Source organism: Tepidiphilus sp. HLB4 (assembly GCF_054823945.1).
This window is the reverse complement of record NZ_JSYB01000052.1, coordinates 1-20,838: the sequence shown is the minus strand read 5'-3', so window position 1 is coordinate 20,838 and position 20,838 is coordinate 1. Positions and strand designations below refer to the sequence as shown.

17 protein-coding genes are annotated in these 20,838 nt (G+C 67.0%); 6 read left to right on the top strand and 11 right to left on the bottom strand.

Annotation, left to right across the window (positions count from 1 at the left end):
* Window positions 1-110: 110 nt before the first annotated feature.
* The 10 genes from OA56_RS08615 to paaG form a co-directional block, all read right to left on the bottom strand.
* Window positions 111-1,949 carry a branched-chain amino acid ABC transporter ATP-binding protein/permease gene (locus OA56_RS08615; RefSeq protein ID WP_461584676.1) on the bottom strand — a complete coding sequence of 613 codons (1,839 nt, stop codon included), beginning with the start codon at window positions 1,947-1,949 and terminating at the stop codon, window positions 111-113.
* Complete coding sequence (locus OA56_RS08610; protein ID WP_055423108.1) at window positions 1,946-2,986, bottom strand: branched-chain amino acid ABC transporter permease; 1,041 nt, start codon at window positions 2,984-2,986, stop codon at window positions 1,946-1,948. Before OA56_RS08610 ends, OA56_RS08615 begins: the two co-directional genes overlap by 4 nt.
* Window positions 2,987-3,078: 92 nt before the next feature.
* Window positions 3,079-4,227 (bottom strand): ABC transporter substrate-binding protein, encoded by a 1,149-nt coding sequence (locus OA56_RS08605; RefSeq protein WP_461584674.1) that lies wholly within the window; start codon window positions 4,225-4,227, stop codon window positions 3,079-3,081.
* Between the two features lie 35 nt (window positions 4,228-4,262).
* The gene (locus OA56_RS08600) at window positions 4,263-5,408 is read right to left on the bottom strand and encodes an ABC transporter substrate-binding protein (RefSeq protein ID WP_461584672.1); all 1,146 of its coding nucleotides are present in this window, start codon (window positions 5,406-5,408) and stop codon (window positions 4,263-4,265) included.
* A 105-nt stretch (window positions 5,409-5,513) separates the two neighbouring features.
* Entirely contained in the window at window positions 5,514-6,731 is a 1,218-nt protein-coding gene (gene pcaF, locus OA56_RS08595) for a 3-oxoadipyl-CoA thiolase (RefSeq protein WP_461584670.1), read from the bottom strand.
* Window positions 6,728-7,432 carry a TetR family transcriptional regulator gene (locus OA56_RS08590; protein WP_461584668.1) on the bottom strand — a complete coding sequence of 235 codons (705 nt, stop codon included), beginning with the start codon at window positions 7,430-7,432 and terminating at the stop codon, window positions 6,728-6,730. Before OA56_RS08590 ends, pcaF begins: the two co-directional genes overlap by 4 nt.
* A gap of 69 nt (window positions 7,433-7,501) precedes the next feature.
* The gene (gene paaK / locus OA56_RS08585; RefSeq protein ID WP_461584678.1) at window positions 7,502-8,824 is read right to left on the bottom strand and encodes a phenylacetate--CoA ligase PaaK; all 1,323 of its coding nucleotides are present in this window, start codon (window positions 8,822-8,824) and stop codon (window positions 7,502-7,504) included.
* A gap of 53 nt (window positions 8,825-8,877) precedes the next feature.
* Complete coding sequence (gene paaI / locus OA56_RS08580) at window positions 8,878-9,345, bottom strand: hydroxyphenylacetyl-CoA thioesterase PaaI (RefSeq protein ID WP_055423104.1); 468 nt, start codon at window positions 9,343-9,345, stop codon at window positions 8,878-8,880.
* Window positions 9,342-10,916: a 3-hydroxyacyl-CoA dehydrogenase gene (locus OA56_RS08575; RefSeq protein ID WP_461584665.1), complete on the bottom strand. Its 1,575-nt coding sequence runs from the start codon at window positions 10,914-10,916 to the stop codon at window positions 9,342-9,344. The genes paaI and OA56_RS08575 overlap by 4 nt, the downstream gene beginning before the upstream one ends.
* A 13-nt stretch (window positions 10,917-10,929) precedes the next feature.
* Window positions 10,930-11,748 carry a 2-(1,2-epoxy-1,2-dihydrophenyl)acetyl-CoA isomerase PaaG gene (gene paaG / locus OA56_RS08570; protein WP_461584663.1) on the bottom strand — a complete coding sequence of 273 codons (819 nt, stop codon included), beginning with the start codon at window positions 11,746-11,748 and terminating at the stop codon, window positions 10,930-10,932.
* Window positions 11,749-11,891: 143 nt separating this feature from the next.
* Here paaG and paaN point away from each other — a divergent pair, with 143 nt between their 5' ends.
* From paaN to OA56_RS08540, 6 genes are all read left to right on the top strand, one after another.
* Window positions 11,892-13,565, top strand: a complete 1,674-nt coding sequence (gene paaN, locus OA56_RS08565) for a phenylacetic acid degradation protein PaaN (protein ID WP_461584661.1) — start codon at window positions 11,892-11,894, stop codon at window positions 13,563-13,565.
* Window positions 13,566-13,622: 57 nt separating this feature from the next.
* The gene (paaY, locus tag OA56_RS08560) at window positions 13,623-14,225 is read left to right on the top strand and encodes a phenylacetic acid degradation protein PaaY (RefSeq protein ID WP_461584659.1); all 603 of its coding nucleotides are present in this window, start codon (window positions 13,623-13,625) and stop codon (window positions 14,223-14,225) included.
* 13 nt (window positions 14,226-14,238) lie between these two features.
* A complete protein-coding gene (locus OA56_RS08555; RefSeq protein WP_028875204.1) occupies window positions 14,239-15,195 on the top strand; it encodes a zinc metalloprotease HtpX in 957 nt (318 codons plus the stop codon).
* 104 nt (window positions 15,196-15,299) lie between these two features.
* Window positions 15,300-16,580: an efflux RND transporter periplasmic adaptor subunit gene (locus OA56_RS08550; RefSeq protein ID WP_461584657.1), complete on the top strand. Its 1,281-nt coding sequence runs from the start codon at window positions 15,300-15,302 to the stop codon at window positions 16,578-16,580.
* A complete protein-coding gene (locus OA56_RS08545; protein WP_461584655.1) occupies window positions 16,567-18,537 on the top strand; it encodes a MacB family efflux pump subunit in 1,971 nt (656 codons plus the stop codon). Before OA56_RS08550 ends, OA56_RS08545 begins: the two co-directional genes overlap by 14 nt.
* Window positions 18,538-18,542: 5 nt before the next feature.
* Window positions 18,543-19,922: an efflux transporter outer membrane subunit gene (locus OA56_RS08540; protein WP_461584653.1), complete on the top strand. Its 1,380-nt coding sequence runs from the start codon at window positions 18,543-18,545 to the stop codon at window positions 19,920-19,922.
* A gap of 32 nt (window positions 19,923-19,954) precedes the next feature.
* Here the strand turns inward: OA56_RS08540 and OA56_RS08535 are convergent.
* On the bottom strand, window positions 19,955-20,838 hold an 884-nt coding region (locus tag OA56_RS08535; protein WP_461584651.1), incomplete at its 5' end, for a methyl-accepting chemotaxis protein.

The following is a 20,838-nucleotide window of genomic DNA, read 5'->3' as shown; positions in this document are numbered from 1 at the left end:
GGTGACGATCTGCCCGGCGCCCACCTCGATACCGGCCTGGTGCAGCGCCTCGACCTTGCCGTAGGAAACGCACAGCCCACGCACCTCGAGCAGCGGCCTCGTGTCGGCGTTCATTGCACCCCTCCCAGATAGGCTTCGAGTACGGCCGGATCCTGCTGCACTTCTTCCGGCAGCCCTTCGGCGATTTTCTGCCCGAATTCCATGACGACGACCCGATCGGCCAGCCCCATGACGAAGTCCATGTCGTGTTCCACGAGCAGGATGCCCATGCCTTCGGCGCGCAGCCGGTCGAGCAGCTCGGCGAGCGCCTGCTTCTCCTTGTGGCGCAGGCCGGCGGCGGGCTCGTCGAGCAACAGCAGGCAGGGGTCGGCACACAGCGCGCGGGCGATCTCGACGATGCGCTGCTGGCCGAGCGCGAGCGCGCCGGCCTCGGTGAAGCGATGCTCCCACAGCCCCACCCGCTCGATCTGGCGGGCTGCTTCGGCAAGCAGGCGTGCTTCCTCCTTGCGCTCCAGATGCAGCATGGCGGCGAACACGCCGGCATGTCCGCGCAGATGCGCCCCGAGCGCGACGTTCTCGAGCACCGAGCGATTGGACAGCAGGCGAACGTGCTGGAAGGTCCGGCTCATACCCATGCGCGCGATCTCGCGCGAGGTCTTGCCGGTGACGTCCTCGCCGAGGAAGAAGATCTTGCCTTCGGTGGGCGTATCGACCCCGGAGAGCTGGTTGAACAGGGTGCTCTTGCCCGCCCCGTTGGGGCCGATGAGGGCGAGGATTTCGCCGGCCTTGACGGTGAGGCTCATCTTGTCGTTCGCCACCAGCCCACCGAAACGCTTGGTAATCTCGCGCGCTTCCAGGATCACCGTGCCGCGCTGCGGCTTGGGGCGCTGCGGCAGCGGCTCGAGGGTCGAATCGAGCGAGCGCGGTGAGGGCACCACCGGCGCCCAGCGCAGCACGATGGGCCATAGCCCCTGGCGGGCGCGGTGCAGCACCAGCACCATCAGCAGGCCGAAGACGATTACCTCGAAGTTGCCGCTCTGCCCCAGCAGCTGCGGCAGCCAGTCCTGCAGCCATTGCTTGGCGAGCGTGATGACGAGCGCCCCCACGATCGCGCCCCAGACGTAGCCCGAGCCGCCGATCACCGCCATGAAGAGGTACTCGATGCCGATGTTGATGCCAAAAGGAGAAGGGTTGACGAAGCGCTGCAGGTGCGCATACATCCAGCCGGCCACGCAGGCGAGCACCGCGGCCACGACGAAGATCACCATCTTCTGGCGCGAGGTGTCTACCCCCATCGCCTCGGCCATCACCAGGCCGCCGCGCAAGGCGCGGATCGCCCGCCCTTCGCGCGAGTCGAGCAGGTTGCTGATCATCCAGATCGCCGCGAGCAGCACGGCCCAGGCGAGGTAATAGAAGTGCGCCGGATCAAGCAATTCGAAGCCGAACAATGAGATCGGCGGCAGGCCGCCCATGCCGGTGTGCCCGCCGAGCCATTCGAGGTTGCCGAAGAGGAAGAAGAGGCTGATGCCCCAGGCGATGGTGCCCAGCGGCAAGTAGTGCCCGGACAGGCGCAGAGTGATGGAACCGATCACCAGCGCCGCCACCAGGGTGAGCACGAGTCCGACGATGAGCCCGCCCCAGGGGGAGCCCTGCGCCCAGGCAAGCCATGCCGGCAGATTCTGCGACGTGGTGACCACGGCGGTAGCGTAGGCTCCCAAGCCGACGAAGGCGGCCTGGCCGAAGCTGGTGAGCCCGCCGATGCCGGTGAGCAGCACCAGGCCCAAGGCCACGAGGGCGTAGAGGGCGATGTAGTCGAGCAGGCTCACCTGGAAAGGACGAAGCACGAGCGGCGCGAGGATGACCACGGCGACGAAGGCCGCGAGCACCCCGCGAGAGGGAATGCCTCGCCGGCCGGCGAGCGGTTCGGCGGGGGAAAGCGCTTTCGTCATTCTTCCTCCTCCTCGACGTGGTGGGTGCGCAGCGAGCGCCAGAAGAGCACGGGAATGATGAGCGTGAAGACGATCACCTCCTTGTAGGCGCTCGCCCAGAAGGAGCTGAACGATTCGAGCAGCCCCACCAGGAGCGCTCCGGCCGCGGCGGCCGGATAGGCCGCGAGCCCGCCGATGATGGCGGCAACGAACCCCTTGAGCCCGATGAGGAAACCCGTATCGTAGTAGATGGTAGTGATGGGACTGACGAGGATGCCGGAGACCGCGCCGATCGCCGCGGAAAGCATGAGCGTGAGCCGGCCGGCGAGGTTGGGCGAGATGCCCATGAGACGCGCCCCGTTGCGGTTGACGGCAGTGGCGCGCAGCGCCTTGCCGTAGATCGTGCGGCTGAAGAACTGTGCCAGCAGCACGATGAGGGCAAGCGAAGCCCCCACCACCCAGATCGCCTGACCGGGGATGCGCAAGGGTCCGACGAGGAAATTCTCGTCCCACAACGGCAGGGTACGGTAGCCCTCGGCGCCGAACATCCACAACCCCAGGCCGACGAGGGCCACGTGCACCGCCACCGCCACGATGAGCAGCACCAGCACCGGTGCGGAAGCGATCGGTTGGAAGAAGACGCGAAACATCATGGGTCCGAGCGGCACGATCAAGGCAAGCGTGAAGGCGATGCGCCCCCATTGGCCGGCCTCGCGCCAGTCGATGGTCGCCGCAAGCGCCCACAGGACCAAGGGATAGGCAAGGTTCCAGCCGAGCACCTGCAGGCGGTAGCGCCAGTCGTGGCGCGCCACGAGCGCGCCCGCCTCCATGACGCACACGGCCAGCCCTGCGGCGAGCACCAGCCACACGGTTCCGGGAAAGCGCCCGTTCTCGAGCATGGCCAGCGTGAGCGCCGCAAACGCGACGAACTCCCCTTGCGGAATGAAAATGATGCGCGTGACGGTAAAGACCAGCACCAGGGCGAGCGCGAGCAGCACATACACCGCGCCATTGACGATGCCGTCCTGCGTCAAGATCAACGCGATCGATGAATCCATGGACACGATCCTCGCTGCCCGCCGCCTCGAGGGCGGCGGGTCGATGGGTGTTCTATCCTCGGATCGGGCGGCGATTCAGCCCGACCGGTTCCTCAGGGGATGTACTTCCATTGCCCGCTTTCGATGCGCAACATCACGCGGGCGCGGTGATCGAGCCCAAGGTGATCGGTCGGGCTCATGGTGTAGACCCCGTTGGCGGCCGGGACCTCTTTGAGGTGCTCGATCGCGTCGCGCAGCGCGGCGCGGAATTCGGGCGTGCCGGGTTTGGCCTTGGCGAGTGCCTCGGGCAGCGCCGCCGCGAGCAGCTTGCCGGCGTCCCAGACGTAGGAGCCGAACTGCGTCACCGAACCCTTGCCGTACTTGGACTCGTAGAGCTGGAAGTACTCCACGCCAGCGGCTTTGGCCGGGTGATTGTCGGGCAGCTGGGGGGCCACGACCACGGGGCTGGACGGCAGGAAAGTCCCTTCACAGTCGCGCCCGCACACGCGCAGGAAGTCGGGGTTCACTACACCATGCGTCTGGTATATTTTTCCGGGATAACCACGCTCTTTGAGCGTTTTTTGCGGCAGGGCCGCCGGCGTGCCAGAACCGGCGATGAGCACCGCGTCCGGCTTGGCGCCGACGATCTTGAGCACCTGCCCCGTCACCGAGGTGTCGGTACGGTTGTAGCGCTCGTTGACCACCAGCTGCAGCCCTTTCGCAGCGATCGCCTCGCTCAGGCTCTGGTACCAGCTCTCGCCATAGGCGTCGGAATAACCGATGAAACCGACGGTCTTCACGCCACTGGCCACCATGTGCTCGACGATGGCCTCGGTCATCATCTTGTCACTCTGCGGTGTCTTGAAAACCCAATGCCGTTTCTCGTCGACCGGAGAGATGACCTTGTCCCCGGCAGCAAACGAGATCATCGGCACCTTGGCCTCGGCCACCACGTCGATCATCGCCAGCGCATTCGGGGTGATGGACGAGCCCATCACCAGATCGACTTTGTCTTCGGTGATGAACTTACGGGTGTTATTGACGGCGGTGGTGGTGTCGGACGCGTCGTCGAGCACGATGTACTCGATCTTCTGTCCCGCCATTTCTTTCGGCAGCATCTCCACGGTGTTCTTCTCCGGGATGCCAAGCGAGGCGGCCGGCCCCGTGGCCGAGACCGTCACTCCCACCTTCACCTGCGCCTGCGCCAGCGTCCCGCCAAGGGCCAGCGCCAAACCTAGGATGATGCGTTTTTTCGTCTTCATGTTTCCCCCTCCTCCGTTTCACTGCAATGAACCCTTCAGCGGACGTACTTCCACGCTCCCTGCTCGATCCGCACGATGACCCGCGCCCGTCGGTCGAGCCCGAGATGATCGGTCGGGCTCATGGTGAATACCCCCATGGCCGCATGCACTTCCTTCAAGTGCTCCAGAGCGTCGCGCAGCGCGACGCGGAATTCGGGCGTACCGGGCTTGGCCTTGGTGAGCGCCTCGGGCAGCGCCGCCGCGAGCAGTTTGCCCGCATCCCACACGTGCGCTCCGAAGGTGGACACCGAGCCTTTGCCGAATTTTTCTTCATAGGCGCGAACGTATTCCATCGCCGACGGCTTGGCCGGATGATCGTCTGGCAGCTGTGCCGCCACCAGCACCGGCCCGGCAGGAAGAAAAGTTCCTTCACAATCGCGCCCGCACACGCGCAGGAAATCGTTGTTGGCCACCCCATGGGTCTGGTAGATTTTTCCGGCGTAGCCGCGCTCCTTGAGCGTCTTCTGCGGCAGCGCCGCCGGCGTGCCGGAGCCGGCGATGAGCACCGCGTCCGGCTTGGCGCCGACGATCTTGAGCACCTGACCCGTCACCGAGGTGTCGGTGCGGTTGTAGCGCTCGTTGACCACGAGCGAGAGGCCCGCCGCGTCGAGCGCGGCCTTGAAGTTCTCGAACCAGCCTTCGCCGTAGGCATCGGAAAAACCGATGAAACCGACGGTCTTCACACCGTTGGCCGCCATGTGCTCAACGATGGCCTCGGCCATCATGCGGTCGTTCTGCGCCGTCTTGAACACCCAGCGGCGCTTGTCATCGACCGGGGAGACGATCTTCTCGCTGGCGGCAAAGGCGATCATCGGTACCCTGGCTTCGGCCACCACGTCGATCATCGCCAGGGCGTTGGGCGAGACCGTCGAACCCATCACCATATCGACCTGATGTTCGGTGATGAACTTGCGGGTATTACTGACGGCAGTGGTGGTGTCGGATGCGTCGTCGAGCACGAGGTACTCGATTTTCTGCCCGGCGATCTCGCGCGGCAGAAGGTCCACCGTATTCTTCTCCGGCACGCCGAGCGAAGCGGCCGGCCCGGTGGCCGACACCGTCACGCCCACTTTCACCTGCGCCTGCGCCAGGGAGCAACCGAGCGCCAGGACGAGGCCCATGACTAGACTTTTCTTCTTCATCTGCGTCTCCCCCTTTTTTAGGATTTCGTATGCTTCTCCCGCCGTGGCGGGATGAGGCGAAGAAGAAATTATCACAAATCTAATCGATTTGACAATGTATAAATTTTATCGCATGCGTTCGATCACCATGGCGATGCCTTGCCCCACGCCGATGCACATCGTCGCCAGGCCGTAGCGGCCATCGCGGCGCTCGAGCTCTCGCGCGAGGGTGAGCACGAGGCGGGCACCGGAAGCCCCCAGTGGATGGCCCAACGCGATGGCGCCGCCATTGGGATTGACGTGTTCCGCGTCGTCGGGCAGCCCCAGCTGGCGCAGTACCGCCAACGCCTGGGCGGCGAAAGCCTCGTTGAGTTCGATGGCGTCGAGGCGCGCGAGGCTCAGCGCCGCGCGTTCGAGCACCTTGCGCGTGGCCGGCGCCGGACCGATGCCCATGATGCGCGGCTCCACCCCCACGGTAGCCATGGAAAGAATGCGCGCCATCGGCCGCAGGCCGTAGCGTGCCACCGCCGCTTCGCCGGCAACGAGCACGGCGACCGCGCCGTCGTTCACGCCCGAGGCATTGCCAGCGGTGACGGTGCCCTCGGGCTTGACCACGCCCTTGAGCTTGGCGAGCGCCTCCAGCGTGGTCTCGGGCCGGGGATGCTCGTCGCGCGCCACTGGCACTTTCTCGCCTTTCCTGCCTGCCGGTACTTCCACCGGCACGATCTCGCCGTCGAAGAATCCGCGCGCGGCCGCCTCGGCGTAGCGCCGCTGGCTGCGCAGGGCAAAGGCGTCCTGGTCGGCGCGCGCGATGCCAAACTGCTCGGCCACGTTCTCGGCGGTTTCGGGCATGGAGTCGATGCCATAGCGCGCCTGCATCTTCGGGTTGACGAAGCGCCAGCCGATGGTGGTATCTTCGATCTTGGCGCTGCGTGAGAAGGCGCTCTCGGCCTTGCCCAAAACGAAGGGCGCGCGCGTCATGCTCTCGACCCCGCCAGCGATCATCAAATCGGCCTCGCCGCAGGCGATCGCCCGGGCGGCGGTGCCGATCGCATCCATGCCCGAGCCGCACAGCCGGTTGATGGTCGAGCCGGGGATCGTCTGCGGCAGGCCCGCGAGCAGCGCCGCCATGCGGGCGACGTTGCGGTTGTCCTCGCCGGCCTGATTGGCGCAGCCGAAGTAGACGTCGTCGACCGCCTCCCAATCGACCTGCGGCTGGCGCGCCATGAGCGTGGCGATCACGTGGGCGGCGAGATCATCGGGGCGGACCTGGGCGAGCGCGCCGCCATAGCGGCCGATGGGGGTGCGGATGCCGTCACAGAGATAGACCGCGCGATCTTTCATCCTTGTTCTCCTTGTAGGGTCGGCACGGCTGCCTCGTCCGTGCCTCGTGCTCGTTCGGGCGCCATGGCGAAGCGCTGCAGCAGGTCTTCGCGTTTGGCGAGTGCGTGCACGCCGGCCACGAACATCGTCGTCACGACCGGGGCCATGGCTTCGTAACTCAAGGGACCGTCGGGCCTCAACCAGGTGAAGGTCCAGTTGATCATGCCAAAGAGCACCATGGTCACTGGCTTGAGCAGCGCCGTGGCGGCAAGCTCCGGCTCCAGCGCCGCGATCACGCCCGCAAAGGCCCGTACCACCTGGCGCTGCTTCTCCAGCACCGGTTCGCGCAGCGGTTCGGGCAGGTGCTTGACGTCCTGCACCAGCACGATGTGCCGATACTGCGAATGGCGGTATTCTTCGAGAAAACGGGAAATGAGGCGCTCCAGCGCCACCCTGGCCTGGGCAGCAGAACCAGGTGGTTCGCGGCCGAGTTCCTCTTCGACGATGGCTACCAGACGCTCGACGTAGGACAGTGCCACGTCGAAGAGGATGTGCTCCTTGTCCTGGTAATAATGGTAGAGGAGCGCCTTCGACACACCGCAAGCCTGGGCGAGCGAGGCCATGGAGGCGGCGTGAAAGCCCGCTTCGGCAAAAAGCATCGCCGCCTTCTCCAGGATCTCGCTGCGCTGCTGTTCGAAGGATTCACTGCGTCTGCGGGCCATCGCCGCTCCCTTGCGTCGTCATGGATCGAGGCCGTAGCATAACTGCGGCGACCGCGATCCGTGCCGCACTCAGTCTTTCGGACGCCGGTCGATCACGCGCCGCGCCTTGCCCACCGTCACGCGCTCGATGGAATAAGGCTCGCCGACGATGACGTTGGCCGACACGCCGATGAAGGTCTTGATGAGGTGGGCGAGCTCCTTGGCGAGCGCCTGCTTCTGCTCCGGATGGCGACCGACGCCTTCCTCGGGATTGATCTCGACCTTGACGGTGAGCCGGTCGAGATAGCCCTCTTTCTCCACCTCGAGCACGTAGTGCGGTGCGAGCTTGGGAATGCGCAGGATCAGCTCCTCGACCTGGGTCGGGAAGACGTTGACGCCGCGGATGATGAGCATGTCATCGGTGCGGCCGGTGATCTTGGCCATGCGGCGCATGGAACGCGCCGTAGGCGGCAGCAGGCGCGTGAGATCGCGCGTACGGTAGCGGATCATCGGCAGGCCTTCCTTGGTGAGCGTCGTGAACACGAGCTCGCCCTCGGCGCCATCGGGCTGCACCTCGCCCGTGACCGGGTCGATGATTTCGGGATAGAAAAGGTCTTCCCAGATGGTCGGCCCATCCTTCGTCTCGATGCATTCGCAGGCGATGCCCGGCCCCATCACTTCCGAGAGGCCATAGATGTCCACGGCGTCGAGCCCGCCACGCTCTTCCATTGCCCGGCGCATCGCATCGGTCCAAGGTTCGGCGCCGAAGATGCCCACCTTGAGCGAGCAGGTGCGGGGGTCGATGCCCAGGCGCTCCATTTCGTCGAACACCGTCATCATGTAGGAGGGCGTGACCATGATGATGTCGGGCTTGAGATCCATGATCATCTGGATCTGTTTCTCGGTCTGGCCGCCGGACATGGGGATGACGGTGCAGCCAAGGCGCTCGGCACCGTAGTGCGCTCCCAGCCCGCCGGTGAAGAGCCCGTAGCCGTAGGCCACGTGGACGATGTCGCCGGGGCGGCCGCCGGCGGCGCGGATCGAACGGGCCACGACGTCGGCCCAGGTGTCGATGTCTTTCTTGGTGTAGCCCACCACCGTGGGCTTGCCCGTGGTGCCGCTGGAGGCATGGATGCGGACGATCTTCTCGCGCGGCACGGCAAACATGCCATAAGGATAGTTGTCGCGCAGGTCGTATTTCGTCGTGAAGGGGAATTTCGCCAGGTCTTCCAGCGACTTCAAGTCGTCGGGATGCACCCCGCTCTCGTCGAAGCGCTTGCGATAGTGCGGCACGTTCTCATAGGCGTGGCGTACGCTCCATTTGAGCCGTTCGAGCTGGAGCGCGCGCAGCTCGTCGAGGCTGGCGGTTTCGATCGGTTCCAGATCGCCGGGTGCGGGTTTCTTCACGGGCATGGTCATCTCCTCCTTTCCCTTTTCCTCTTCGTTCGTCGTGTGGGGCAGCCGCGTCAGTCGAGTTCGACCACCGCCCGCCCCTTCAAGCGGTAAGACTTGCCGCGCATCACGGCCACCAGCTCGCCGCGCTGGTTGGTGATGCCGACGTCGTAGACGCCGGTACGTCCGGCCAGCGCGACTTCGCGCCCCTCGGCGGTGAGCACGTCGCCTTCGCGCACCGGCGCGAGAAACTCGGTGGCCAGGCCGGAAGCGACCGTCATCTCGTTGTAACTGTTGCAGGAATACGCAAAGGCGGTATCGGCCAGCGTGGTGACGATGCCGCCGTGGCAGATGGCGAAGCCATTGAGCATGTCACGGCGCACGACCATCTCCATCTTGGCGTAACCCGGCGCGATCTCCAGCAGCCGGATGCCGAGATTCTGCGCGCAGTGATCGTGCTCGTACATGCCGGCGCCGACGGCCTCGGCCACTTGCTGCGGGTCGAGCCCAGCGGTGAGATCCCGATATGAAGCTTCCGTCACTTCCTTTCTCCTTCGTCGCCGCTGGCGAGCGGCCGTCCGTTCCAGAGGTGCCGCCGCAAGAGCGGCGAGACCCGGTAGCGATCTTCGCCGTAGAGCTCGGCGAGCCGATCGAGCAGACCGACGATGCGCGCCACGCCCGTTGCCTCTCCCCAGGCGAGCGGCCCAAGCGGATAGTTCGTGCCGTAGCGCATGGCGGTATCGATGTCGCGCGGCGTGCCGATGCCGGCGAGCACGGCGTCGGCCGCCTCGTTGGCGAGCATGGCCACGGTGCGCGCGAGGATCAGCCCGGCGACGTCGTCGAGCGGGGTTACGGCGATTCCCGCCCGCTGCAGCAGCCCGAGCGCGCATGCCCAGGAATCCTGCGCACAACCGTCGGCCCGCGCCAGCGCCGCGCGCGGCGTCTGTGCCCAATCGCGCGCCCAGTCGAGCACGACGACGTCGGCATGGCCGTACTCGTGCGCGAGGCGCGTGGCCGTGCGTCCGTCGGTGGGCACGATCCAGACGTCTGCAGCCTCGATCCGCACGGGTCCGGCATCGGCGGGCCGTCGGTGCACCACCACGCCGGCGGCAGCGAGCCGCTCGAGCAGCGCAGAGAAGGGGCCGAACTCGCCCACGGCGGCGACGGCAGAAGGCGCCCGATCGAGGCATGGCGGGGCTTCGGCCGCGGCGGGACGCTGCGCTCCTGCGGCGTAGTCGTAGAACCCCCGTCCGCTCTTGCGCCCGAGCCGTCCGGCCCAGACCAGCTCCTGCTGGATGAGGCTGGGCTGGAAGCGCTTGTCGTAGAAATAGGCCGACCACACGGATGAGGTGACGGCGAAATTGACATCGTGTCCGATGAGATCCATCAGCTCGAAGGGCCCCATGGGAAAGCCCCCCGCCTCGCGTACGATCGCATCCAGCGTGGCACAGTCGGCCGCTCCCTCGGCGAGCACGCGCAAGGCCTCGGCATAGAAGGGACGGGCCACGCGATTGACGATGAACCCCGGCGTGGAGCGCGCCATCACGGCGATCTTGCCCCAGCGCACGGCGGTGTCCCTAATGGCTTGCGCCACTTCCGGTGCCGTGGCCAGACCGCTCACCACCTCCACCAGCTTCATGCGCGTAGGCGGATTGAAGAAATGCATGCCAACCACCCGCTCGGGGCGCGCGAGCGGAGCGGCGATGGCGGTGATCGACAGCGAAGACGTGTTGGTGGCAAGGATCGCCTGAGGCGGTACCAGGGGTTCGAGCGAAGCGAAGAGCACCCGCTTCACCTCCAGATCCTCGACGATCGCCTCGATCACCAGATGCACCTGCGAGGCGACGCTCTGCGGTTCGGCCACCGCCCGGATACGATCGCGGATCGCGCTCGCCTCTTCGGCGCTCATCCGCCCCTTGCGCACCCCGCCATCGAGCTCTTCGGCGATCGCCGTGAGCGCGCGCCGGCGGGCCTCCTCGCTCACGTCGGAAAGAAACACCAGATGGCCGGCACTCGCCGCCACCAGGGCGATCCCGCGCCCCATCGCCCCGGCGCCGACCACCAGCACGGCCTGACCGGGCGCGAGGGCCGCGCCCCCTTCGCGTTCTTGCATCGTCTCCTCCCCCTCAGCGTCCGCGGAAGCGCGGTTGGCGTTTCTCGAGGAACGCCTGCACCCCTTCCTGATAATCCTCGCTGCGCCCACAGGCCGACATCAGGTCGCGCTCGAGATCGAGCTGCGTGGCCAGATCGTTCGTGCCACTGACGAGCAGGGCTTTCTTCGTCATGGCGTAGCCGAACGTGGGGCCTTGTGCGAGGCGTTCGGCCACTTCGCGCACCGTGGGCAAGAGTGCCTCGTCTTCCACGCATTTCCAGATGAGCCCCCAGCGCTCGGCCTCTTCGGCGGAGAGTTTCTCGCCGAGCAGCGACAGCCCCATGGCACGCGCCAGCCCCACCAGACGCGGCAGCACCCAGGTGCCGCCGGTATCGGGGATGAGCCCCAGCTTGGCGAAGGATTCGATGAAAGAAGCCGAGCGCGCGGCGAAGACGAGGTCGCAGGCCAGCGCCAGGTTGGCTCCGGCACCAGCGGCCACGCCATTGACCGCGGCGATCACCGGCAGCTCGAGCCGGCGCAGGCGCAGCACGAGCGGCTTGTAGTTCTTTTCGATCGACTCGCCCAGATCCGGCGCCTGCGCGCCCGGGGCCACTGCCCGGTCGGACAGGTCCTGCCCGGCGCAAAATCCCCGTCCGGCACCGGTGATCACCAGCACCCGGATCGTGCCTTCGGCGCGACCCGCCTCGACGCGATCGAGCGCGGCGCGCAGCTCCTCGTGCATGCGCGTGGTAAAGCTGTTGAGGCGCTCGGGCCGGTTGAGCGTGAGCCAGGCCACCGCCTCGCGCACTTCCAGCAGGATCGTCGGCCCTTCGGCCGCCGTGGTCTGCGCCATGTCGTCTCCTCCCCCTCATCAATTTTTTTGACCGACCGTTCGATCAATAATATACTTGATCCAGGTCAAGGGATCAAGACGTTTTTCAAAAATAGCGAATCGTTTTACCTTAACATAACCTGAATCACTGAAGGAGACGCTCCATGACCCATCCGCTCTTCGAAAAACACCAGGCTCTGCTCGAACATGCGCTCGAAGCGATCGCCCGCCGTGGCTACTGGACCCCTTTCCCCGAAATGCCCAGCCCCAAAATTTACGGGGAGACGGCGCTCGAAGAGGGCAAAGCCGCCGTGCTCGGCCTCCACGGCCAGCGGTTTTCCCTTGAAGGTCAGCCGGGCACCGGCGAGTGGATCGCCCCGGAGCGCTCGCCTTATGGAGTGGAGCTGAACGTCTCCTATCCGGTGAGCGAGCCCGAGTCGCTGGTGGCCGCTGCACGCAAGGCGCAGGACGACTGGCAAAAACTTGGCCCCAAAGGACGGGTGGGCTTGCTGCTCGAAGCCCTCGTGCGTTTGAACCGGCGCAGCTTCGAACTGGCGCACGCCGTGATGTACACCACCGGCCAGGGCTGGATGATGGCTTTCCAGGCGGGCGGCCCGCATGCGCAGGATCGCGGGCTGGAAGCAGTGACTTACGCTTGGGACGAAATGCGCCGTATCCCCGAAACCGCCCTGTGGGAAAAGCCCCAAGGCAAGAATCCGCCGATCCGCATGGAAAAACGCTATGAGATCGTCGGACGCGGCCCGGCGGTGGTGATAGGCTGTGGCACTTTCCCCACCTGGAACACCTATCCGGGCCTGTTCGCGGCGCTCGCCACCGGCAACCCCGTCATCGTCAAACCGCACAGCAATGCGATCCTGCCCGCCGCGCTCACCGTACGCGTGCTGCGCGAGCTGCTCACCGAACAGGGACTCGACCCGAACGTGGTGCAGCTGGCCGTCTTCGCCCAGCGGGAGCACACGCAACGGCTCGTCACCCACCCGGAGGTGAAATCCATCGATTTCACCGGCGGCTGCGCCTTCGGCAACTGGCTGCTCGAGCATTGCCGCCAGGCCCAGGTGTATGCGGAACTGGCCGGCGTCAACACGGTGGTGATCGAATCGACCGACGACTACCAAGGCATGCTGCGCAACCTCGCCTTCACCCTGTCGCTCTACTCGGGGCAGATGTGCACCACGACGCAGGCGATCCTGGTGCCGGCAGGCGGCATCGACACCAACGAAGGGCACAAATCCCATGAGGACGTCGGCCGCGATCTCGCCCGGGCGATCGAGGCACTGCTCACCGACGTCAAGGTGGCCACGGCCGTGCTCGGCGCCATCCAGTCGGAGGAGACCCTGCGACGCATCGAAGAGGCCGCCTCCGGCGCCTTCGGCCGCGTCCTGCTGACCCCGCGGCGCATCAAGCACCCGGAATTCCCGCGGGCGCAGGTGCGCACGCCGGTGCTCGTCGCCTGTGAAGCCAAGGATGAAGCGGCCTACATGGAAGAGCGCTTCGGCCCCATCGCCTTCGTGGTGGCAGTGCCCGACGCGACCCAGGCAGCCTCGCTCGCCGAACGCATCGTGCGCGAGCACGGCGCCCTCACCCTGGGTGTGTATTCGACCAAGCCCGAATACCAACAGACGATGGTCGAAGTGAGCTGGCGCGCCGGCGTGGCCCTGTCGCTGAATCTCACCGACGGAGTCTACGTCAACCAGTCGGCTGCCTTCTCCGACTACCACGGCACCGGCATGAACCCGGCAGCCAATGCGAGCTACGCCGACTCCGCCTTCGTCGCCAACCGCTTCCGCGTGATCCAGCGTCGCTGGCACGTGTCCTGATTTTTTCATGCCGCGGCGCCGGGTCGAAGAATATCCGGCGCTGCACGGAGAAAAGCCATGCCCTGCTATGAAATCGACGGCCTCAAGCCCGTCGTCCATCCCGACGCCTATGTCCACCCCGACGCCGTGCTGATCGGCGACGTGCACATCGGCCCCGGCGTCTATGTGGCGCCGCTCGCGAGCCTGCGCGGCGACTTCGGCCGACTCATCGTGCACGCCGGTGCCAACATCCAGGACTGCTGCGTCATGCACGGTTTTCCCGGCATCGATACGGTGGTCGAGGAAGACGGCCACATCGGCCACGGGGCGATCCTGCACGGCTGCCGCATCCGGCGCAACGCGCTCGTGGGCATGAATGCGGTGATCATGGACGAGGCAGAGGTGGGGGAGTCGGCCATCGTCGCCGCGGCCGCCTTCGTCAAAGCCGGCATGACGATCCCGCCGCGCAGCCTCGCCGTGGGCGCTCCGGCCAAGGTGGTACGCGAGCTGAGCGAAGAGGTGCTAAACTGGAAAATCAGCGGCACGCAGACTTACCAGGAACTCACGCGCCGCAGCCGCGCCACCCTGCGCCCCTGCACGCCGCTGCCCGAGGCCGAGCCCGACCGCAAACGCTTCGAGAAGGAAGGGGTGGTACCCTTGGTGGCACTGCGCAACAAATGAACCCGGGAGCCGCATGACGCAACGCATCGATCCTCACCTCTGGCAACGCCATGCCTGGATGAACCGCCTGCAGACGGCGGTGCTGGTGGTCGTGCTCGCCACGCTGCTCGCCACCGTCGGCTGGCTGCTGTGGGGCAATGACGGCATCCTCTACATGCTCGTCTTCTGCGCCGTGTCGCTCGTGCTGCAGCCGCTCGCCGGCCCCGAGCTGGTGCTGCGCCTCTACCGCGCCCAACCCATCGCCCGCAGCGCAGCGCCCGAGCTCCACGCCCTCGTCGAGCGGCTCGCCGCGCGCGCTGGCCTGCCGCGCGTGCCGCGGCTCTACTTCGTCGACACACCCATCGTCAACGCCTTCAGCGTGGGCAGCCACAATGATGCCGCCATCGCCCTCACCTCGGGACTGCTCGCGCGGCTCGATCTGCGGCAGATCACGGGCGTGCTCGCGCACGAGGTGGCGCACATCGCCCATGGCGACATTCGCGTCATGAGCCTGGCCGATTCCCTCACGCGCATGACGAGTGTGCTCTCGCTCACCGGCCAGCTCCTGCTGCTGGTCAACCTGCCGCTACTGCTCGTCGGCGCGGCGGTGGTCAATTGGCTGGCGGTGGGGTTGCTCATCTTCGCGCCGCACATCGCCATGCTCGTGCAGCTGGGCCTGTCGCGCGTGCGCGAGTTCGATGCCGATCTGGCGGCGGTCGCCCTCACCGACGACCCCGAAGGGCTTGCCTCGGCGCTCATGGCCATCGAGCGCGTGCAGCGCGGCTGGCGCGCCTGGCTCTTCCCCGGCTGGGGCTCGCCCGAACCCTCGTGGCTGCGCACCCATCCGGCCACGGAAGAGCGCGTGCGCCGGCTGCTCGAACTCGCGCGCCGCATACCGCCTCCGGAGCACGACGCCGGCGCCCCTCCGTCCTTTCCTCCTCCCTCTTCATCCGCGCCGCGCTACCGCCCCGGCAGCGGGCTGTGGTATTGAGCGCGCGAAACCTTACGATACGAATCGCCCGCCGGGCGAGATACGGTACCGACGATCCCCGGTGATAATGGCGGGATGTCCTCGAGCAGGAGTCCGACGATGCCGTGCACCGCGCTTGCGCCGGCACCTCTTCGCCCGACGAGGCGGCACCCATGATCGCCGCAGGCTGGCGCCGCTTCCTTCTTGCGGCATTGATCCTGCTGCTCGCCGTCGGCGGCTACTTCGCCTGGCGGCATCGCCAAGGCGCAACCGAAGACTACCCCACCGCCAAGGCCGCCCGCGGCAGCATCCGCGAAACGGTCTCGGCCTTGGGCGTGCTCGCCCCGTCGGAATACGTCGATGTCGGCGCCCAGGTCTCGGGGCAGCTCATCGAACTCAAGGTCGGTCTAGGGGACGAAGTCAAGGAAGGCCAGCTCATCGCCCAGATCGACCCGACGCAGTACGCCGCCCAGGTCGCCGTCGACCGGGCCACCATCGCCGATCTCACGGCCCAGCTCGCCAGCTGGGAGGCAAAACTGACGCTGGCCAAGTGGACCTGGCAGCGCAACGTCCAGCTTGCCCCGCAGGGCGGCGCCACCGAGCAGGCGCTCGAGCAGAGCCGCTCCGACCTCAAAGTGGCCGAAGCCACCATCGCCTCCCTGAAGGCGCAGATCGACAAGGCCAAGGCGACGCTCAAGGTCGACGAGGCCAACCTCGACTACACCCGCATCACCGCCCCGATCTCCGGCATCGTCATGACGCCCACCAGCGCCGCCTATGGCAACAACTGGAGCAAACTGGACATCGCCCACGTTGGCCAGGTGCTCAACAACCGGCAGAACGCCCCGGTGCTGCTGCGCATCGGCAAGCTCGAGCGCATGATCGTGCGCGCCCAGGTCTCGGAAGCCGACGTGCCGCGCCTCTCGCTCGGCATGCCGGCCTATTTCACCACCCTGGGGCGCCAGGACCGACGCATCGACGCCACCCTGCAGAGCCTGGAGATGACGCCCGAGCTCATCAACGGCGCCATCTTCTACGACGCCGTGCTCGAAGTTCCCAATCCCGATCGCGCCCTGCTGCCGCAGATGTCGGCCCAGGTCTTCTTCATCGTGGCCCAGGCCGACGACGCGCTCACCGTGCCGCTGGCCGCGCTCTCTTCGGTTCAGCGCAGCAGCGGCATCCGCTTGCCTGGCTGCCCGCCGCGCGCGCCGGCCGGCACCGACTGCGTGTTCGTGATGGCCCAGGGCAGGATGCAGCCGCGTACCGTGAAAATCGGCATCAAGGACGAGGTCAGCGCCCAGATCCTGGACGGCCTGAGCGAGGGCGAAGACGTCGTCATCGGCACGCCCTCGCTCGCCCCTCGTGGGGCCGGCCCCCGCAGCGGAGGCGGCAATGCCGGACGCTGAAACCCCTACCGTCGCCCCCCTCATCGAACTGCACGACATCGTCAAGCGCTTCACGCAGGGCGAGATCACCGTCGAAGTGCTGCACGGCATCTCCCTCTCCATCTGGGCCGGCGAGTTCGTGGCCATCATGGGCGCCTCCGGCTCGGGCAAGACGACGCTCATGAACATAATCGGCTGCATGGACCGTCCCAGTGCCGGGCGCTACCTCCTCGCGGGCCGTGACGTGGCCGAACTCGACGCTGACGCGCTCGCCCAGCTGCGCCGCTCCACCTTCGGCTTCATCTTCCAGCGCTACAACCTGCTCAGCAACGCCACCGCCCTGGAAAACGTCGAAGTCCCGGCGATCTATGCTGGGCTGCCCGCTGCCGCACGCCGGGAGCGCGCGAAGGCGCTGCTCACCCGGCTCGGCCTGGGCGAGCGGCTCGACTACCCCCCCTCGCGCCTGTCGGGCGGGCAGCAGCAGCGCGTCTCGATTGCGCGGGCGCTCATGAACGGCGGGCGGGTGATCCTCGCCGACGAACCGACCGGGGCGCTCGATACCGCCAGCGGCAAGGAAGTGATGGCGCTCCTGCATGAACTGCACCGTGAGGGGCACACCGTGGTCGTCATCACGCACGACCCCAACGTGGCCCGCGAGGCCCAGCGCATCATCCGCATCCAGGATGGGCGCATCGTGGAGGACAGCGGCCCTGCGCCCGAAGCCGTCGAAGGGCGCGTCCCGACGCTTCCGCTCGCGGAGCCGCCGCGAGAGGGCCACGCCGTGCTGATGCTCGACGTGGCCGCTTCGGTGCGCACGGCGCTGCGGGCGCTGCAGGCAAACCCCCTTCGCACCCTGCTCACCTTGCTGGGCGTGATGATCGGCGTAGGTTCGGTCGTGGCGATGCTCGCCTTCGGCAACGGCGCCCGGCAGAAAGTGCTCGACCAGATCCAGGCCATGGGAACGAACCTGCTCGTGGTGCGTCCCGGCGCACCGGGCGTGCGCTACGTCGGCAGCACCATCACCACCCTGGTGGTGGCCGACGCCGAGGCGATCGCCCGACTGCCCAACGTCGAGCACGTCGTGCCCCAATCGACGAGCGCCGTGACGGTGCGTGCCGGCAACATCACCTACACCACCTCCTTGACCGCGACCAGCCCCGAATACACGCTCGCGAACGCCTGGCCGGTCGCCGTAGGGACGTTCTTCACGCAGACGCACGTGCAAGGCTATGCGCCGGTGGCCGTGCTCGGTCAGACCACCGCCCAGGCGCTCTTCGGCACCGCCAACCCCATCGGACGCTACGTGCTCATCAACAACACGCCGCTGCGCATCATCGGCGTGCTCACGCCCAAGGGCGCCGACATGATGGGCAACGACCGCGACGACATGGTTTTCGTGCCGCTCACTACGGGACAGGCGCGCATCACCGGCCAGACCTGGCTGCGCTTCATCACGGTGGAGGTGCGCGACACGGCCCTGATGGCGGCCACGCAGGCAGCGATCGAACAGCTGCTCCTGAAACGCCACCGCACGCTGGACTTCCAGGTGCGCAACATGACGGCCCTGCTCGAGCAGCAGGCCGAGACGCAGCAGACGCTCACCCTCCTGCTGGGGGCGGTGGCGCTCATCTCGCTCGTGGTGGGCGGAATCGGCGTGATGAACATCATGCTGGTGAGCGTCACCGAGCGCACGCGGGAGATCGGCGTGCGCATGGCCGTGGGGGCGCGGGCCTTCCACATCCTGCTGCAATTCGTCACCGAAGCGCTGGTGGTCTGTACGGTGGGCGGGCTCATCGGCGTGGCCGGCGGGCTCATCGTCACCGCCGTGGCCGCCTGGCTCGGTACCGCGGTGCTGATCACCGTGCCGCCCATCCTGCTCGCCTTCACCAGCGCGCTCGCCACCGGTCTCGTCTTCGGCTACCTGCCGGCCAAGCGCGCCGCCTCGCTCGATCCGGTCGTGGCCCTGAGCACGGAGTGAGCCGCATGCGCCTGCGCCCTTTCTTCCTGGCCCTGGCGACCCTACTCAGCGGCTGTGCCGTCGGCCCCGCCTACGAACGCCCCCCCGTCGAGACTCCTTCCAGCTGGCAGTCCGGCACCGCCGAAGACCGCTGGCCCGCGCCGCGGTGGTGGCGCGATTTCGGCGACCCGACGCTGGATGCGCTCGAAGAGACGGCGCTTGCCCAGAACCACGATTTGCGCGCCGCCGTCGAGCGCGTGGCCGAGGCGCGCGCCTTGCTGCAAGTGGCCGCCGCCGGGCTCTACCCTTCGCTGGATGCGAGCGCCGCGTCCTCGCGCCAGAAGAGCAGCGGCAGCAACGGCAACTCGTCTTCCATCAGCAACCGCCACCAGGCCCTGCTCAGCGCGAGCTACGAGCTCGACCTCTTCGGCTACAACCGCGCCCAGGCCGAAGCGGCCGCGGCGCGCCTGCAGGGGAGCGAATTCGACCAACGCACCGTCGAGCTGGGTGTGACCGCCCTCACCGCCGGCACCTGGTTCACCCTCTCGGCGCTCGAAGCGCGGCTCGCGGCGGCGCGCGAGTCGCTCGACATCGCCCGCGCCATGCTCGGCGTCGTGCAGGCGCAGCGCCAGGCCGGCATGGCCACCGACCTGCAGGTCGCGCAGCAGGAACTGGAAATCGCCACGATCGAAGCGTCCATCCCCCCGCTGCAGACCCAGCGCACCCAAGCAGCGAACGCTCTGGCACTGCTGCTCGGGCGTCCGCCGGAAGACTTCGCCCCGCAGGTTACCCCCATCGCGCAACTGCGCCTGCCCAGCCCGCCCGCCGGCCTGCCCTCGGGCCTGCTCGAGCGCCGACCCGACGTGCGCAGCGCCGAAGCGGCGCTTCAGGCGGCCACCGCCGACGCGCGCGCCGCCACCGCCGCCCTCTACCCCCGGCTCGATCTCACCGCCCAGGGCGGAGGCGCGAGCAGCGCCCTGCACCAGATCCTCGACCCCGGCAGCCGCCTCTTCACGCTCGCCGCCACCCTTTCGGTCACCCTCTTCGACGGCGGACGGCTGCGCGGCGAGCTCGCCTACAGCGAAGCGCGGGTGCGCGAACTCGCCCAGACCTACCAGCAGACGCTGCTCTCCGCCTTCGGCGACGTGGAAAACGCCCTCAGCGCCCAGCGCAACGGCGACGAGGCGCTTGCCGCACAACGGCGCGCCGTGGATCAGGCGCAAAGGGCGCTGCGCATCGCCACCTTGCAATACCAGCAAGGGATGGCGCTCTATCTCGACGTGCTCACCGCCCAGCGCAGTCTGCTCGGCGCGCGCGACGCCGAGGTACAGGCACGCCTCACCCGCCTCAACGCCGCGCTCAGCCTCTACCAGGCGCTGGGCGGCGGATGGGAAGAGGTTCCGTGATGCAAGCCCTCGGATGCCGGTAAAGCGCGCATCTATGTCCGGAATTGCTGCAACATCCTGACGATCTCTTGTACCGTCCTCTCCAGCAACCGCGCCGCATCCTCGCTTTGATGGGCCAATCGTTCGAGCTGTTCGGCCATCCGGGCGATGTGGGTGATTTCGGCAACCGCTTGCTGCGTGACCTGTGCTTGGGCTTCGACGCTTCGGGGAATCTGCGCGGCTTCGGTCCCGATCGCTTCGAGTGCATGTTCGATGCCGGCGATCTCCTCGGCCGAGGCGAGCGCCTTGTGCACCGTCGTCTCGACCGTTTCCCGCCCTGCCTGTGTCTGGGCGACGGCGTGATCCACCTGGCTTTGAACCTTGCCGATCATGGCGCCGATCTCGGTCGTGGCCTGGGCGGTGCGCTCGGCGAGTTTGCGCACCTCGTCGGCGACCACGGCGAAGCCCCGACCGGATTCGCCGGCGCGCGCGGCTTCGATGGAAGCGTTGAGTGCGAGCAGGTTCGTCTGTGCGGCGATCTCGCCGATCACGTCGATGACGCTGCGCATCGAATCCATCGACCCCTTGAACGCCTCGACTTCGTGGGCGATCGCCGTCAACTCGTCAGACAATTTGCTCGTCTGTTCGGCACTGTCGCGCACCCGCGCCGTCGCCTGGCGATTGGTCGCAATCAGCGCGTCGATCCGTTCGACCGATTGGGCCGCCGTGGCAGCGATCTCTGCCATCGCGTGGGCGAGCTGCTCGCTGGAGGCGGCAAGCGTCTGCGCCGCGGCCGTCTGTTCCTGGGCAGACGAGCGCGTCTGCCCGGCGCGCTGGAGTTCCTCGTCCACTTCGGTACGCAGCCGCTTTTGCGATTGACGCAGTGTGATCACCGTCTCATAAAACCTGGTTGTGTACCATCCTTTCTGTAAATTCC